This is a genomic window from Haloferax sp. Atlit-109R (genome assembly GCF_003665865.1).
GTDB lineage: Archaea > Halobacteriota > Halobacteria > Halobacteriales > Haloferacaceae > Haloferax > Haloferax volcanii.
In genome coordinates this window covers 740,785-756,531 of the sequence record NZ_QPLO01000002.1, presented here as the reverse complement: position 1 = coordinate 756,531, position 15,747 = coordinate 740,785, and the positions used below count along the sequence as shown (strand labels likewise).

Here is a 15,747-nt window from a genome sequence, read left to right as displayed (position 1 = left end):
TGAGAGTGTCTCTACATAAATGTTGCTGTCATTCGTGAAAGATTCGTGTCGGCGACGTATCGGTCAGCCTTCGAGCGCCGCGGCGATGTCGTCGAGGACCTCGTCTTGGCCGATACCGGTCATGAACGCCGTCGTGTGGATGACCGGGATGTCGAACTTGTCTTCGTTGAGTTGCGTCGTGGTGACGATGAGGTCGAAGTTCCCCGACGAGACCTTGCCGGGGGCTTCCGTCGCCTTCGCCTTGGCGATGGTCCCGATGTCGAGGCCGCGCTCCGGGAGCTTCTCTTTCAGCGCTTCCTTGACGACCGTCGACGTCGCAACCGATGTGCCACACACTACGAGGATGTTTTTCGCTGTCATTGTCGTGTATTGCACATCATCGATGACCACTAAAAAGATTGCGCCGGTCCGACGCGCCGCAGTCCCGAGCGGAGCGAGACGGGACTGTCTGCCGTCGGCGGCCGTCTCAGGGGAAACTCGCGGCGATGTCGCGGAGGAGCGGCTCCGGCTCCGACGCGAGCGACACGGCCGACGCGGCACCGGTCGCGTGACCTCCCTGTTCGAAGGCGAGGCGGACATCTTCGGCGGTCGAGATGCCGCCGCCGACGAGGACGCGAGTGCGCGGATTCTCCGTCTCGACCATCGACATGAAGTCGCGAACGCGGTCGGGGTGCGTCTGCGTAATCGCGCGGTCCGACGAGATGTCCTCGGGCATCTCGTATATCATCGAGTCGGGGTCGAACTCCGCGACCGCGCGACCCATCTCGATGCTGTCGACGCAGACGACCGAGTCGAGGTCCAGGTCGCGACAGCGCTCGATTTTCCACACGAGGTCGGACAGCGTGTCGCGGTTCTCCGCGTGGTTGATGACGACGCCGTCGGCCCCCGCGTCTGCGACGGTCTCCGGGAGGATTTTCCCCATCCCGCGACCGGGCTCGACGGCGTCCATCGCGGGCGCGGTGACGGCGAGGTCGGTGTGTTCGGTTATCAGCCGGATGTCCGGCAGTTGCGGCGTCAACACGAAGCGCGCGTCGGTCTCCGCCTCTATCGTTTCGAGCAGCCGCGCGAACGCGAGCGCGTCCTCGCCGCTCGTGTCCGGATACACCTTGAAGTTGACCTGAAAGTGGGGGTACGGAAGGTTCATGAGCGGGTCCGGGAACTACCTCGGGGAGTCATAACAGCGTCGCCGCCTCCTCGATAGTCGCGCCCTTGTGGACGATGGCCGAGAGCGCGTCGATGATGGCCGCGGGGTCGTCCCGCTGCCAGACGTTCCGGCCGAACATCACGCCCTGCGAACCGGCCTCGACGGCACCGTGGACCATCTCCAGTACCTCTCGGTCCGTCTCGACGGTGGGGCCGCCGGCGATGTACGTCGGCACCGGCGCGTTGTGCACGATGCGCTCGAAGCCCGTGGGCGGGTACGGGGTCTTCAGGATGTCCGCGCCGAGTTCGAAGCCGAGGCGGTTGGCGTTGACGAGGTAGTCGGTGTCGAACTCGTCGTCAGCGCGCTGGCCCCAGAGTGTGGGCTCGACGATGAGCGGAATCCCCGCGTCGTCGCAGTCTTCGGCCGCGGCCGCGACGAACTCGGCGTTCTCCTTCAGCACGTCGGGACTCTCCCGCCCGAAGACGAGCGCGACTTTCGCGGCGTCGGCCACCTCGGCGCAGTCCTCGACGCTGAACACCTGGGAGTGGATTTCGGCGTTCTCGACGTCGCCCGGCATCGTCGAGTCGTACAGGAGGTCGAGCGTGCCGATGGTGTGGACGTCGGCGGCGTCGATTCGGTCCTCGAAGCGCTTCAGAAACGGCACGCTCGCCAGGATACCGTCGGGGCCGGCATCCAACACCGTGTCGAGGAGCGCCGCGGGGTCCTCGAACCCCTCAAGCGAACCCCAATGGAGGCCGTGGTCGATGGCGACAGTCACCGATCGTCCGAGTCGTTGGTTCGTCATGGTTATCGTAGAATCGTCGTGGTAATCGTTCGCTCGCGCGGGCCGCACAGTTCGAAGAACATGACCTCTTCCCAGGTCCCGAGGTCGAGCTCCCCGTCGCGGAGGACGAGAAGGACCGGTCGCTTGATCATCGCGGAGATGAGGTGCGCGTGGGCGTTCGGCTGCTCGCCCGCGGTGATGTGGTCGAGGTCGTGGTAGTAGCCGTCGTCCGGGGGGGCTATCTCCTTGAACTTGTCAATCATGTCGTCGAGGAGCTTCTCTTCGTACTCGTTGGTCGAGAGCGCCGCAGACGTGTGGGGCGTCGACACGTACACGAGTCCATCGGTCACGCCGAGGTCCTCGATGGTCGCTTCCACCTCGGGAGTGACGCTCAGAATCTCGAACCTGCTGTGGCTCTCGATGGAGAAGCTCTCTGTCTGTATCTCCATACACCGTAGCTCAGGGAGTGAGCGTAAATAGTTTTTGCCGACAATCTCCCGAACGCCGCACAGCGACCGTTAGGCGGCAGATATCTTGGGCTCTCCCTTCTACAACCACCGTTCGGACGGTGTCGGTGGTTCGCTCCACTGTCTCACCGAGTCGAACAGTTGTTCTGCTCGGTGGAACAAACTATTTAGGGTTGCCTCGACGACACGCAGTTATGACAGAAAACGCGCCCAACCGGATCGAAACGAGTCGGAAGACGATTCGGGTGCTCGACGCGCTTCGAGAACACGGGTCGAGCAGTGTGACGTTCCTCGCGCGGGAACTCGGGATGAACAAGAGCACGGTTCACAACCACCTCAGCACGCTCGAAGCCGAGAAGTTCGTCGTCCGCGACGGGACCGATTACGAACTGAGTCTCCGCCTGCTCGGGTTCGGGGGATACGTACAGCACCGCCACCCGCTGTATCAGGTGGCGAAGCGGGAGGTCCACCGGTTGGCGTCCCAGACCGGTGAGCTCGCGAACCTGATGGTCGAGGAGTACGGACAGGGCGTCTATCTCGCCTCCGAACAGGGTGAGCGGGCGGTCGATTTAGACATCTACCCCGGCCTCAGACGGCCGCTCCACGCCATCGGTCTCGGAAAGGCGATACTGGCGCACCTCCCGTCCGAGCGCGTCGACGAAATCATCGAGGAACACGGCCTTCCCGCGGAGACCGACCAGACGATTACCGACAGAGCGGAACTCGACGCACAGTTGGCGACGGTCCGTGACCGGGGCTATGCCGTGGACAACGAGGAACTCATCAGAGGGCTCCGATGCGTTGGCGCCCCCATCATCGCGAAAGACGGGACCGTCCTGGGTGCAATCAGCGTCTCGCAACCCGTCAGCCGCATGAATAACGAGCGGTTCACCGACGAGGTTCCCGACATCGTCCAGAGCGCCGCCAACGTCATCGAACTCCACACGAACCACTAAAGATTACAAGAATACAGTTGTAATGAACGTCTCGACGGCTCTTGCAAGTCGCCGCCGGCTCTGACGGTGTTGTTCAGTCTGAGTGTACATTCGTTCTTAAATACAGAATGCATGCTACTCCAACAATAATTACGGTCTATCTGATTATGTCTCTTCTCTCTGCGGTTATCTAATTGTATTCTCCCGAACCGGAGCCATTTGTCACCCAGATATGCTCTCCGCTAGAGCGTATGCTAACTATTGCCAACTGAACCCCGCTGTTGCCAGTCGGCCGAACTGCGCCCTCGCGCCCTCGTCGAGGTACCATCCTCGGAAGGATTTAATGGCGTCCTGCGTGACAGCGTGGTATGGAGAGCCCGCAACTGGTCGGCGTTCATCTCGGTACCGCGAGCGTGCATGTCGATGTGTACAGCACCGACGGCGAACGACTCGCCGGCGGTGAGGCACCCGTCGCCGAGCAGACGACGCTCGCGTGGGAGCGAGCGCTCCACGAGGCGGCGCCGGCGCTCCCGCAGACCGGCATCGGCTCGGTCGCGAGTACGTCGGGGACCGCCGTGCTCGTCGACAAGTACGGCGAGCCGGTGTTCCCCCCGCAGATGTACTTCGATTCCGCGCCCGAACAGGCGTCGAAGCTCCGCGACCTCGACCTGTCTGACCTCTCGATTAACCAGAATATCGCGTTTTCTCCGACCAGCCCTCTTCCGAAGATTCTGAAGCTTCGCGAGGAGCACCCCGAAAAGTTCCAGCGGGTGGAGTGGATTCTCAGCCCGACGACGTGGCTGTTGTACCGGCTCCGATTCGACGCGTCGACGCCGTGGCGCGATATCGAGACCGACTGGACGAACGCGTTGAAGTTCGGCGCCGACGTGACGACGCCACTCCCCACGTGGTTCGAGTCGCTGTTCGAGACGCTCGACCTGCCTCGGTCGCTCTTTCCGGCGATTCGCCCCCCCGGCTCGTTCATCGGGGTCGCCGACGGTCAGTTGGCCGAGCGGACCGACTTCGACGGTATCAAACTCTTTCAGGGGCTCACTGACGGCAACGCCTCGGTGCTGGCGAACGGCGGCGTCAAACCCGGGGACTTCAGCATCACCTTCGGCGCGTCGAGCGTCGTCAAGTACGTCTCGGAGTCCGTCTCGCCCCACCCGGCGCTGTACTACCACCGCCACCCCATCGACGGCTATCTGCCAGGTGCGTCGTTCGACACCGGCAACCTCCTCCGATGGTTCTTCGACCGCGTCCTCAACTGCACGCCGGAGCGCGGGCTCGAACTCGCCCGACAAGTCCCGAGCGGCCACGGCTACGAGGTGTTCCTCAAGGGCAACCGAAGCCCGTTTTTCGACGCCGACGTCGCGGGGTCGCTCCTCGGCCTCAACTACGACAACTCCCTGTCGACCGAGGAGGTCCACGGCCGACTGGCGCGCGGGCTCATTACCGGCATCATCCTGACCGAGTGGACGTACATCTCGCTGGTCGAAGAACACTTCGACACGGACATCGACCGCGTGCTCGTCATCAACGACGGGACGCCGACGCTCGACGGCAACTACGACTGGTGGAACACGCTCCGGGCGTCGATATGGGACCGCCCGGTCGTCGAGATGGAACCGCGAACGACTGCCGGCGCGGTCATGGCTCCCGCGCTCATCACGTCGATTTACAGCGACGTCGAGACGGCGGCGGAAAACCTCCTCCGAGAGCGTGACGTTATCGAGCCGGACCCGTCGGTCAGCGCGGACTTCGATACGCAAAAAGAGGCGTACTTCGACCGATGGCGGGACATCGCGGCGTTCTATCAACGGGAGTGACATCGACCGTGACGGCGTGGCCCGCCGACTGGACGACGACCGACCGCGTCGACGGCACGGACGCGGGAACCGTAATCCGTCGATGTATTACAAGCATACACCTGTAATCGATACTGCCTATCTCGTATCCGAGCGGAGCGCGTGACCGCTCGCTCCGAAACGGTTTCCAACTCACGTGGAAAGCGACGCACGGCGGCTCCGACCAGCGGCGACCATTCCAATCGGCGTTACGGTTCCGCGGGTCGCTCGCTCGCCGCCGAACCACTCCAACGACACTCGAAACCGTGCGTTCGCGTGGCTATCACGGAGCAAGTCCCCACGCAGTGCAACTCGTACCGTTTAGTGCTTTCACTCGGAGTGGAAACGAAACTCTCGACCCGAACCGTTCGTAATCGTGGCATTACAACGCAGACGATTCCGGAACCGTCCACTTGTCGCACACGGAGGCGGACGTTCTGAAAGCGCTTCTCTGCATGCAACGGTCCCGTTTCGAGACGGAGACGGAGAGCCCTACGCCGAATGGTGGCCGGTGAGACAGCCGATACCCCGACCTAGGGTCGCTTTCTCGGCTAGTGTTCGATTCAGCGGTGATAACCGTGCTCAACTATGCTTCAAACCCAAATATTTAATCAGGTTGGAAACAGTGTGTTATCGTATGGCAACCAACGAACCACGAACGCTCGAGGCGGTTGAACGGACTCTCGAAATCGTCGAGGCGCTAGTGGAGGAGGACTCACTCGGGGTGACGGAACTGTCGGAGCGAACCGGACTCCCGACGAGCACCGTCTACGTCCACCTACAAACGCTCCGAGAGAACGAGTACGTCGTCAAGGAGGACAGCAAGTACCGACTCTCGCTTCAGTTCCTCCACTACGGGGGCAAGATTCGAGAGCGACTTCCGGTCTACCGACACGGGCGAAAGGTCGTCCACGACTTGGCGAAAGAGACCGGTGAACTTGTCAATCTCGCAATCGAGGAGAGCGGTCGCGGCGTCGTGATTTTCATGGCGCGCGGCGACAACGCCGCTGTCGACCTCGCGCCCGTGGGGAAGCACTCGTACCTCCATCGACCCGCCTTCGGGCGGGCTATCCTCTCGTGTTTCTCCGACGACAAGGTGAACGATATCGTCGACAAGTGGGGGCTTCGAGCGGTCACCGAAAACACCGTCCGCACGTGCGAGGCGCTCTTCGAGGAGCTCGACGCCACGCGAGAACGCGGGTACGCTATCGAGCGAGACGAAGGGGACGTCGGTATCAGCTGTGTCGGAGCGCCGATTCAGGACATCGAGGGCAATCCCGTCGGCGCGATCAGCGTGACCGTCCCGTCGAACAAGCTCCGGGACGACCGCGTCGAAGAGGAACTCTCACACAAGATCCTCAACGGGACCAACATCATCGAACTCAAGATAGAACACGCGTAACCGACGATACGATGTTTCCACGCCAGTTGGAAACGCCGCCGAAACCACTTGACGGGTCCTCCGTGTTCGTCACACTCGCTCGACGGCGACGCGGGCGGCGGTTCGAATCGCGTCGACCATGCTCGACTCGGATGCGATTCCCTGCCCCGCGATGTCGAACGCCGTGCCGTGGTCGACGCTCGTCCTGATGATCGGCAGTCCGACCGTCATGTTGACGCCGCTGACGGTGTCGGTACTGTCGAAGCCGAGCATCTTGATGGGGATGTGTCCCTGGTCGTGATACATCGAGACGACGCAGTCGTAGTCGCCGGCGGCCGCCTTGACGTAGACGGTGTCCGGCGGAATGGGCCCTTCGGCGTCGATGCCCGCCGCACGGGCCTGGTCGACCGCCGGCTCGATGGCGTCGTCGTCCTCCGTGCCAAGGAGGCCGCCCTCTCCGGCGTGGGGATTCAAGCCGGCGACGGCGATCGTCGGGTCGTCGATTCCCAGGTCGCGCAACCCCTGAGCGGTGACCGTGATGGTGTCGCGGACGTTTTCGGTCGTCACGAGGTCGCAGGCCTCGCGGAGCGGGACGTGCGTGCTCACGTGCGTGACGCGCAGTCCTCCCTCGATGAGCATCATCGAGTAGTTGTCCGTCTCCGTGTACGCCGCGAGCATCCCGGTGTGGCCCGCGAATTCACTTCCGGCCCGTGCCGTCGCCTGCTTGTGAATCGGAGCCGTCGCGATGGCGTCGATGTCGCCTGCGATGGCGAGTTCGATGGCGCGCTCGACGTACTCCAGCGAGGCTCGTCCGTACGCTTCGTCGATTTCGCCGTGAGCGAGCGACGCGACGTTGTCGAGGTCGAGGACGGGCAGCGTCGACGGGGCGGACCGAACGTCAGCGACGGTGTCGACCGCCTCGACGGTCAGGTCGCTCCCGCACTGCGCTACCGCGTTCCGGACCGCGTCTGCGTCACCGATGACGACCACGTCCGCGTCGTCGGTCACCTGCGGTGCTGCCTTGACGATTATCTCGCTTCCGATACCACCGGGGTCTCCCATCGTCACGCCGACGAGGGGTCTCTCTGCTTCCGTCATCACCGCGTACCGATGAAGTCGAGGCAATTAACTATTGTCGTCGGCTCACCGAACGACCCTGCCTTGGTCACGAGCAACGTCTCGTCCGCCGGTCCGCCGCGAATTCTGGTGAGCGGAACCCCCTCCGAAAGTTCGATTCCCGTCAGGTCGAGCGATGTCGCGTCGAGTTCGTCGAGCACCGCGATAGTCGTCGAACCGCCGGTCGTGAACAGGCCGGTCAGTGGTCGCGACTCGTGGACTCGTCGGACGGTCTCGCGCAACGCCGTCGCGATTCGGTCTTTGACGGCGTTTTCGTCGAGTCCGAGCGCGTCCGCGGTCCGATGCACCGCGTCGACGGCCCCGGGAGACGCGGCCGACGTGACGACAGCGAAGCCGTGGACGCGCTGTGCCTCGAGAAGCGGGCCGAGCGCAGAGGCCGCGGCTTCTTCGGGGCGTTCGAGCATCGCCTCGGGGTCCAGTACCACGAGCGCACCGTCGGGGACTGCGGTGAGTTGCTCGAACGAGGTCTCGCTGACGCTCCCGACGACCCCGAGTACCGCCCCTTCGCCCCCGTCAGTGGGTGAGAGCGACAACGCCCCCGCGAGCCCGCCGCTCCCCGCGTAGGCGATATCGGCGGCGAGCCGGTCGGCCGCGTCGGCGAGCGACCGAAGGTGTGTCTGCGACGTTGCGTCGGCGACGACGACGGCCGGTTCGTTGTGGCGTCTGTGTATCTCGGTGAGCCGCGACCGGACGGCCTGCCGTCCCGCGTCTACGATGCCCGTGTGCATCGTTTCGACGGGGTACGGGACCGACGAGAGCAAATCCACGACGGATGACGCCGAAGGGAGGTTCTCCGAGTCGGTGAGCGTCTGAAGGACCGGGTCCCCATCGACCAGTTGGACGCCGTCTTCCGTCGTCCGTCCGTTCGCCGGAAACGCCGGCGCGAGCAACAGCAGGTCCGGCGTCGCGGCGTCGAGGAGCGCCGTCAGTTCGTCAGCGACGTTCCCGCGGAGCGTCGAGTCGAGTTTCTTGTACAGGACGGGCGCGTCGTGTGCTGCCACGACGGTTCGAACCGAGTCGTACGCCTCCGTCGGCGGCGCTTCCCGCGTCTCCGTGTCGACGACGAGAACGTCACAGTCCGTCGGTGCGTTCGGGTCGAACGCGACGTTCGTCCGATACCCTCGACTGGCGAATTGACTGCCGGTGTCGTTCGCTCCGGTGATGTCGTCTGCGATGACGACTGCGTGCAACTCGGTCATACCGACCGGTTCCGCCCCGCCCTCATGAATGTTCGGCCGTTGTGTGACAAATGTCAACAATGATTAGAAATGTATTTACATTACAATCATGAAGCAGGTTTCATGGCATCGAACGAATGCCGAGACAGCGAGAGGAGTGTCACTCGACGCAGAAACGTCCTGAGAGCCGTCGGCGGCTCAGCGGTCGCCGGGCTTGCGGGGTGTATCGGCGGCGGTGGCGGTGGTTCAGGGTCGACGCCCACGGAAGGAAGTACGACCGGTTCGGTCCAGGAAAACGGTTGGCCGGATTACAGCGGGCGCGAGATGCGCGTCGTCACCGACGAGTGTTCGGACGTGTTCAAGCGCGTCTGGGAGGACGCGTTCGCGGAGTTCGAAAACCGGACGGGCGCGTCAGTCACCCTCGAATGCGGTGCGGAGGGCCAGAGCATCCAAGAGCGAATCATTCAGCTCATTCAGTCCGGCAACCCACCGGAGCTGTTCCCCACGTCGGTGACGCAATCGACGCAGCTCCAGAATCAGGGGACGCTCGCGCCGATGACCGACTTGGTCGAGACGGTTACGGACCGACTGGGCATGCCCCACGAGCGGTCGTTTCTCAAACGCGACGGCGAGCATTACACGATTCCCTTCTTCGCGATTCCCTACCTGCAATGGTACCGAGAGGACATCGCCGAGTCGAAGCCGGACTCCTGGGAGAACATGGTCAGTTGGATGGAGGAAGCCAGCAACTCTGACGAGGTGACCGATGCGACGCTGCTCCCGTGGTCGACGCACTATTGTAGCGAACTCGTCGCTCAGTGCTTCCTTCGGAGTAACGGCGCGAACATGGCGACTCGGAACGACGACGGCGAGGTCGTGGTCTCTATCGACCAAGGAGAGAACCGCGAGCGCTGGATCGAGATGCTCGAATTCCGCAAACGGCTCCAGCCCTACACGGGTCCCGGTTCGGACATCGGCTGTGAGGAGCGAATCAACGCGCTTCACACCGAATCGTCGGCGCACACGACGTACGGCGGTGCACGGCCGAAGATTCAGTCGATTGAACGCGACCGCGACTTCCACCAACACATCCGCGCCGAGCCGATTCCGGGACCCGACGGCCCCGGGGAGTTCTTCGGCGTCATCAAGTCGATCTGTTCGTTCGAGGGGTCGAACACGGACATGGCGAAGACGTTCCTCGACCGATTCATCTTCCAACCGGAGTACTACGAGCGCTACATCAACATCCAGAACGCGCCGCTGTACCCGAAACAAAAAGAGGAGATAGACATGCGGGAGAAGCTCCCGGACTCCTACACCGACGAGGATATCGCGGCGTGGAAATCTGTCACCGACGCGATTCCGCCGGCGCACGAGACCAGCCCACCGAACCCCTACGTCGATTCGATCTTCACGACGCGACCGGGTTCGACCGCCATCTCGCTCGTGATCAGCGAGGACATGGCACCCGGCGAGGCGGTCGACCAGGTCGCCGAGAGCGCCCGCGAGTCGCTGAACCAGGCGAAAGGGCCGTAACGATGCGTGACTCACGTCACAGCCACCGACGCCGGAGGCCTCCGTCTCGACGTGTCGAAGGCCCCGTAACCGCGACAGCGGACTCCGTTACGTTCCAAACGACACACCGATTCACACACGACCCCAACAACAGATGACCAACGAACTTCACGGCGTAAACCCCCCGCTTATCACCCCGCTCGACGCTGATGGCCAACTGAAAGACGACGCGTTCAGAGACGAGATTCGCTACCATCTCGACGCCGGCGTTTCCGGCGTCGTCGTCGGCGGAAGCACCGGCGAAGGGATGCGGATGAACAACGACCAGCTCCAGCACCTCTACGAAGTCGCGGTCGACGAAGTCGACGGCGCCGTTCCCGTGGTCGCGGGAGTCATCGCGCGGCAGACGCGCGAGGCCACCACGAAAGCGGGGCTCGCTCGCGACGCCGGCGCTGACTTCCTCATGGTGATGCCACCGACGGGGTACGCCGGCTCGCATATGGCTGACAACGACTCGATTCGCGACTACTACCGCGCGATTGCGGACGTCTCGGAGCTCCCGATCGTCGTTTACGACGTCATGTCGTTGCTCGACCTCGACGCGGAACTCGTCGGCGACCTCGTCCGGGAGATTCCGGAAGTCGTCGGCATCAAGGTCAGTAGCACGCTCGGTAACTTGACGCGCTATCTCCGAGCCATCGGCGACGACGGCTTCGTGCTCGGTGGGATGAGCATCGCGCAGTTCCCGACGTACACGCTGGGCGTCAACGGCGGTATCGTGGGTATCAGCAGCGTCTGCCCGCGTATCTCCGTCCAAATCTGGGAAGCCACCCAACGCGGCGACTACGACCGCGCTCGCGAGCTTCACCTCTCTATCGTGCCGCTCATCCGCGCCGCGATGGAAGACTACGAGTCGAACTTCCCCGCTGGCGAAAAAGCGGCCATCGACGTCCTCGGGCGCGACCCGGGCCATCTCTTCCACCCGTTCGACGAGGTGACGAACGGCGACGAGAAACGCGCGGCAATCGAGCAGGCCGTCGCACACATGCGCGAACGAGGAGCCAGAGAAGTGGTCGCCGCCGACGATTAGGGCAGTCGTCTCCCGCCCCGAATCTGTCTGCCGTCCAACCGCGACGCAGATTCCGGTGTCGCTCCTGCCTGCGACGACCCGGCGTGCAGTCGGCGTCCCCTACCGATTTCTTTTCTGTGCCACATAGGTACCGACCCCGAGGCGTGTTCGGTTCGGAACCCGCAGCACCGTCACTCGTGTGCCACTGCTGGTGGTTCTTCCAGACGGTTCGTAAAAGCCCGCTCTCGGGTCGGTGTTACCAGTCGACCCAGTCTCGGTCGGCGATTCGTAGCTCGCGGTCGATATCGTCGATACGAGCGAGTTCGTCCGACGCGAGTTCGATATCCGCGGCTTCGAGGTTTCCACGGATGTGGTCTTCGCTCGACGCCTTCGGGATGGGGTGGACCCCGTCTTTCGAGAGCAGCCACGCGATGGCGACCTGCGCCTCGCTGAGCCCGTTTTCGCGGGCGATGTCGGTTATCTCCGGAATCTCGAAGACCTCGCCGCGGGCGAGCGGCGAGTAGGCGACGACTTCGATATCGTGACCGCGACAGTACTCGATGAGGTCCGGTTGCGGGAGCAGCGGATGCAGTTCGACCTGATTGACGGCGATTGGAACGTCGCAGGCGGCCTGCGCCTCGTCGAGCAGGTCGGCGGTGAAGTTACTCACGCCGACGTGTCGAATCAGGCCCTCGTCTCGGAGTTCGGCGAACGCGCCTAACGTGTCCGCGGCGTCGTAGTCTTTCGCCGGCCAGTGCACGTAGAGGACGTCGACGTAGTCCACGCCGAGGCGGTCGAGGCTCTCGGAGACCGCTTCGGGGACGCGGTCGGACGCGAGGTCGCCTGGCCAGAGTTTCGTCCCCAGCGTTATCTCCTCGCGGTCGACGTCCGCACGCTCGATTCCGTCGCCCACGTAGGCTTCGTTGTCGTACAGCTGCGCCGTGTCGATGTGGCGGTAGCCCATCTCCAGCGCCGTTCGGACGCTCTCCGCACAGGCGTCCGGGTCGGTGTTCTGCCACGTTCCGAAGCCCACTCTCGGCTCTCCAAATACCATGGTCGTCAGTACGTTCTCGCATACTCCTATAATAATCTATGGGGGCGGATACGTCCTCGTCGGGGTGCGCTCCGCCTGGTTTCGTCCTTTTCACTCACCCCGATGACTACGGTGATGGGAAGATTTTTACCATTGGTTCATGAAGAATTGGCACGTTCCATGAGTACAATCAACAAGCACGGCTCTCGGGCTCGACAACTACGAGACGAGGCGTTCGAGTTCCTCTCGAAGAAGAAGGTACTGGCCGCGCTGACGATTCTCCCGCCGATGTTGCTCTTCACGTTCGTGAATCTCGTTCCGATTGTCGGCGTCATCGGCGCGAGTTTCTTCAGCATCAACGCGTTCTCGAACGAGTGGCAGTGGATCGGTGTCGCGAACTTCGAGACGCTCCTGTCGAGCGATTCGTTTTACGATGCGCTCAGCCGGTCGGTCGTCTACGCGGGCGGTTCGGTCGTCATTCAGGTGGTCTTCGGCACCGCCCTCGCGTTGCTACTCAATCGGTCGTTCAAGTTCGTCAACATCGCGCGGACGTTCGCGATTCTCCCGTATCTCATCCCGAACGCGGTCATCGGCTTCATGGCGCTCTGGATGCTGAACTCGCAGTGGGGAATCGTCAACCAACTCGCCGTCCAGATCGGACTCACCGAGGGGTACGTGTCGTTCTTCGGCAATCAGGGCTCTGCGATGCTCGCGGCGATTCTCACGAGTAGTTGGAAGGACTCCATCTTCGTCACGGTGATGGTGCTCGCTCGGTTGCAGGCCATCCCGGAGAGCTTCTACGAGGCCGCGAAGATGTCCGGTGCGACGGCGTACCAACGCTTCCGGGATATCACCCTCCCGAACCTGAAGGGCGTGTTCTTCATCGTGTTGCTGCTGCGTGCGGTATGGATGTTCAACACCTTCGACTACATCTGGGTCCTCACTCAGGGCGGCCCTCGCGGGGCGACGACCACCGCACCCATCTACGCGTACAACGTCGCCTTCGGGACGAGTCGACTCGGTATCGCGGCGGCCGTCTCGACCGTGTTGTTCCTCGTGTTGTTGGTCGCGGCGGTGTTGTACTTCCGCATCTTCGAACCGTCCGCGGAGGTGCGTGCAGAATGAGCATCCGCAACGACATCGGGCGGAAGTGGTCGAGCGTCAAGCAGCGAACCGTAGACAAGCCGTGGAACCCGCTGACGCACCTCTCGCACCAAGGTCGGTCGAGAGGGTGGAACCTGCTTTTGAACGCCCTGTTGGTGCTGCTGCTCTTCGTCGTCATCTTCCCCATCTTCTGGATGGTCAGCACGGCGCTGCGGCCGACCGACATGATCTACAACGTTCCGCAGACGCTGTTGCCGCAGACGTTCTCCGTCGAGAACTTCGTCAATACGTTCGAGGGGACGAACTTCCCGACGTACTTCACGAACAGCATGATTCTCTCGGTCGGCGTCGTCGGCGTCACGACGTCGATGTCGACGCTGGCCGGCTACGGGCTCACGCGCATCGACATCCCACACAAGAAGACGTTCGCGAGAATCATCCTCTTCGGGTACATGTTCCCGCAGATTCTCCTCGCGATCCCGATGTTCATCTTCTGGAGTCGCATCGGCCTCATCAACAGTCACCTCGGTCTCATTCTCGCGGTCACGGCGACGGCGCTTCCGTTCGGTATCTGGCTGATGTGGAAGTTCTTCCAGAACGTCCCCATCTCGCTCGAGGAATCCGCTCAGATGGCCGGCGCGTCGCCGTTCCGCGCGTTCTACGAGATCGCACTGCCGATGGCGAAGCCCGGCGTCATCGCGGTCGCGATTTTCTCGTACGCGACGGCGTGGGGGGCGTACACGATTCCCCGCATCATCATGCCGACCAGTGAGAACTGGCCACTGACCGTCGGTATCCACATGTTCACGATACAGAAGCAGACGCTCTGGGGGGAGGTGATGGCCGCGAGCGTGATGATGGTAATCCCGGCGTTCATCTTCGTCTTCGCGCTCCAGAAGTACCTCCTCGAAGGCTTCGAAGTCGGCGGACAGATGTAACGCTCGACCGCAGTCCTGTGCCCTCGTTTTTCGCTCGCAGTCGAGCTGAGAATCTGCATCCACCGAAACGTATAATGGGACCGTCTCACAAGATGTGTGTGGTTGTTAATCATGACTATTGAGGTCAGCTCCCTGCGGAAAGAGTTCAGTTCGCCGTCCGGCACGATAACGGCCGTCGATGGCATCGATTTCAGCATCGACGAAGGCGATTTCTTCACGTTCGTCGGCCCATCGGGCTGCGGGAAGACGACGACGCTCCGCTGTATCGCGGGGCTCGAAACGCCGACGAGCGGGAGCATCCGATTCGATGGCGAGGACATGACGGGGAAGCCGGCTCACAAGCGGAACTTAGCGATGATGTTCCAGAACATCGCTCTCTACCCGCACATGAAGGTAAAAGAGAACATCTCCTACCCGCTGAAAGTCCGGAACGTTCCGAAGCAGGAGCGATACGAGAACGCCGAGGAAGCCGCGGACATCATGCAGATTCGCGAGTTGCTGGAGAAGTACCCCGGCGAACTCAGCGGTGGCCAGCAACAGCGGGCGGCCTTGGCGCGAACCATCGTCCACGAACCGGAGGCGTTCCTGATGGACGAGCCGCTGAGCGACCTCGACGCGAAGCTCAAAGTCGAGATTCGCAAGGAAATCCAGCGCGTCCACGACCGCGTGGAGAAGCCGACAATCTACGTGACGCACGACCAAGAGGAGGCGATGACGATGAGCGACCGTATCGCGGTGTTCAACGACGGCGGCATCGAGCAGATCGGGACGCCCGACGAACTCTACCAGCGGCCGGCGAACCGGTTCGTGGCGAACTTCATCGGCAACCCGTCGATGAACTTCTTCGACGGCACCGTCGACCGCGCGAGCGGCGAGACGGTCGTCGTATCGGTCGACGGTCGAGACGTCGAGCTTCAGGTGGTCGACTCCACGGCGGTCGGCGTCGGCGACGACGTCACGGTTGGCGTCCGGCCCGAAGACGTCAGGCTCGACCGGAACGACGGTGATCTCGAAGGCGAAATCACCCTCATCGAGCGGATCGGAAAGCAGATGCTGGCGACCATCGAGGGCCCGCAGGGCGAAGTCAGGGTGACGCTCCCGGCCGACAACTCCTACGAAAAAGGCGAGGTGGTTCGCCTCGCTATCGAGACTCGGGCGACGCATCTCTTCGATTCCGGCTCCGACGACGTCGTGACCCGCGGCCCGGACGTCTGA

At 62.7% G+C, this 15,747-nt stretch carries 15 protein-coding genes; 8 read left to right on the top strand and 7 right to left on the bottom strand.

The window, feature by feature from the left end; all coding sequences use genetic code 11:
- Positions 1–63: 63 nt before the first annotated feature.
- The 4 genes from DVK03_RS12475 to DVK03_RS12460 all read right to left on the bottom strand — a co-directional run bounded on the left by DVK03_RS12475 (position 64) and on the right by DVK03_RS12460 (position 2,377).
- Complete coding sequence (locus tag DVK03_RS12475) at positions 64–360, bottom strand: PTS sugar transporter subunit IIB (RefSeq protein ID WP_004062782.1); 297 nt, start codon at positions 358–360, stop codon at positions 64–66.
- 106 nt (positions 361–466) lie between these two features.
- Complete coding sequence (locus DVK03_RS12470; RefSeq protein WP_004062781.1) at positions 467–1,144, bottom strand: triose-phosphate isomerase; 678 nt, start codon at positions 1,142–1,144, stop codon at positions 467–469.
- 28 nt (positions 1,145–1,172) lie between these two features.
- Positions 1,173–1,949: a class I fructose-bisphosphate aldolase gene (locus DVK03_RS12465; RefSeq protein WP_115803085.1), complete on the bottom strand. Its 777-nt coding sequence runs from the start codon at positions 1,947–1,949 to the stop codon at positions 1,173–1,175.
- Positions 1,950–1,951: 2 nt separating this feature from the next.
- Complete coding sequence (locus tag DVK03_RS12460) at positions 1,952–2,377, bottom strand: secondary thiamine-phosphate synthase enzyme YjbQ (RefSeq protein WP_004062779.1); 426 nt, start codon at positions 2,375–2,377, stop codon at positions 1,952–1,954.
- Between the two features lie 212 nt (positions 2,378–2,589).
- Here DVK03_RS12460 and DVK03_RS12455 point away from each other — a divergent pair, with 212 nt between their 5' ends.
- The 3 genes from DVK03_RS12455 to DVK03_RS12445 all read left to right on the top strand — a co-directional run bounded on the left by DVK03_RS12455 (position 2,590) and on the right by DVK03_RS12445 (position 6,579).
- Entirely contained in the window at positions 2,590–3,351 is a 762-nt protein-coding gene (locus tag DVK03_RS12455; RefSeq protein ID WP_004041991.1) for an IclR family transcriptional regulator, read from the top strand.
- 347 nt (positions 3,352–3,698) lie between these two features.
- Positions 3,699–5,159, top strand: a complete 1,461-nt coding sequence (locus DVK03_RS12450; protein ID WP_008605504.1) for an FGGY family carbohydrate kinase — start codon at positions 3,699–3,701, stop codon at positions 5,157–5,159.
- Positions 5,160–5,814: 655 nt separating this feature from the next.
- Entirely contained in the window at positions 5,815–6,579 is a 765-nt protein-coding gene (locus tag DVK03_RS12445; RefSeq protein WP_115803084.1) for an IclR family transcriptional regulator, read from the top strand.
- Positions 6,580–6,648: 69 nt separating this feature from the next.
- On the opposite strand, the gene pdxA is transcribed toward DVK03_RS12445, so the two are convergent.
- The gene (pdxA, locus tag DVK03_RS12440) at positions 6,649–7,656 is read right to left on the bottom strand and encodes a 4-hydroxythreonine-4-phosphate dehydrogenase PdxA (RefSeq protein ID WP_115803083.1); all 1,008 of its coding nucleotides are present in this window, start codon (positions 7,654–7,656) and stop codon (positions 6,649–6,651) included.
- Positions 7,656–8,894, bottom strand: coding sequence for a four-carbon acid sugar kinase family protein (locus tag DVK03_RS12435; RefSeq protein WP_115803082.1), 1,239 nt, complete (start codon positions 8,892–8,894; stop codon positions 7,656–7,658). Before DVK03_RS12435 ends, pdxA begins: the two co-directional genes overlap by 1 nt.
- Before the next feature lie 303 nt (positions 8,895–9,197).
- Between DVK03_RS12435 and DVK03_RS12430 the strand changes: the two genes are divergently transcribed.
- Positions 9,198–10,409, top strand: coding sequence for an ABC transporter substrate-binding protein (locus DVK03_RS12430; protein ID WP_004062774.1), 1,212 nt, complete (start codon positions 9,198–9,200; stop codon positions 10,407–10,409).
- A gap of 133 nt (positions 10,410–10,542) precedes the next feature.
- Complete coding sequence (locus DVK03_RS12425; protein WP_004062773.1) at positions 10,543–11,478, top strand: dihydrodipicolinate synthase family protein; 936 nt, start codon at positions 10,543–10,545, stop codon at positions 11,476–11,478.
- A gap of 235 nt (positions 11,479–11,713) precedes the next feature.
- On the opposite strand, the gene DVK03_RS12420 is transcribed toward DVK03_RS12425, so the two are convergent.
- The gene (locus DVK03_RS12420) at positions 11,714–12,490 is read right to left on the bottom strand and encodes an aldo/keto reductase (protein WP_004062772.1); all 777 of its coding nucleotides are present in this window, start codon (positions 12,488–12,490) and stop codon (positions 11,714–11,716) included.
- Positions 12,491–12,670: 180 nt separating this feature from the next.
- Here DVK03_RS12420 and DVK03_RS12415 point away from each other — a divergent pair, with 180 nt between their 5' ends.
- The 3 genes from DVK03_RS12415 (at position 12,671) to DVK03_RS12405 (ending at position 15,747) form a co-directional block, all read left to right on the top strand.
- Entirely contained in the window at positions 12,671–13,615 is a 945-nt protein-coding gene (locus DVK03_RS12415; RefSeq protein ID WP_006601242.1) for a carbohydrate ABC transporter permease, read from the top strand.
- Complete coding sequence (locus DVK03_RS12410; protein ID WP_004062769.1) at positions 13,612–14,532, top strand: carbohydrate ABC transporter permease; 921 nt, start codon at positions 13,612–13,614, stop codon at positions 14,530–14,532. Before DVK03_RS12415 ends, DVK03_RS12410 begins: the two co-directional genes overlap by 4 nt.
- A gap of 111 nt (positions 14,533–14,643) precedes the next feature.
- The gene (locus DVK03_RS12405) at positions 14,644–15,747 is read left to right on the top strand and encodes an ABC transporter ATP-binding protein (protein ID WP_115803328.1); all 1,104 of its coding nucleotides are present in this window, start codon (positions 14,644–14,646) and stop codon (positions 15,745–15,747) included.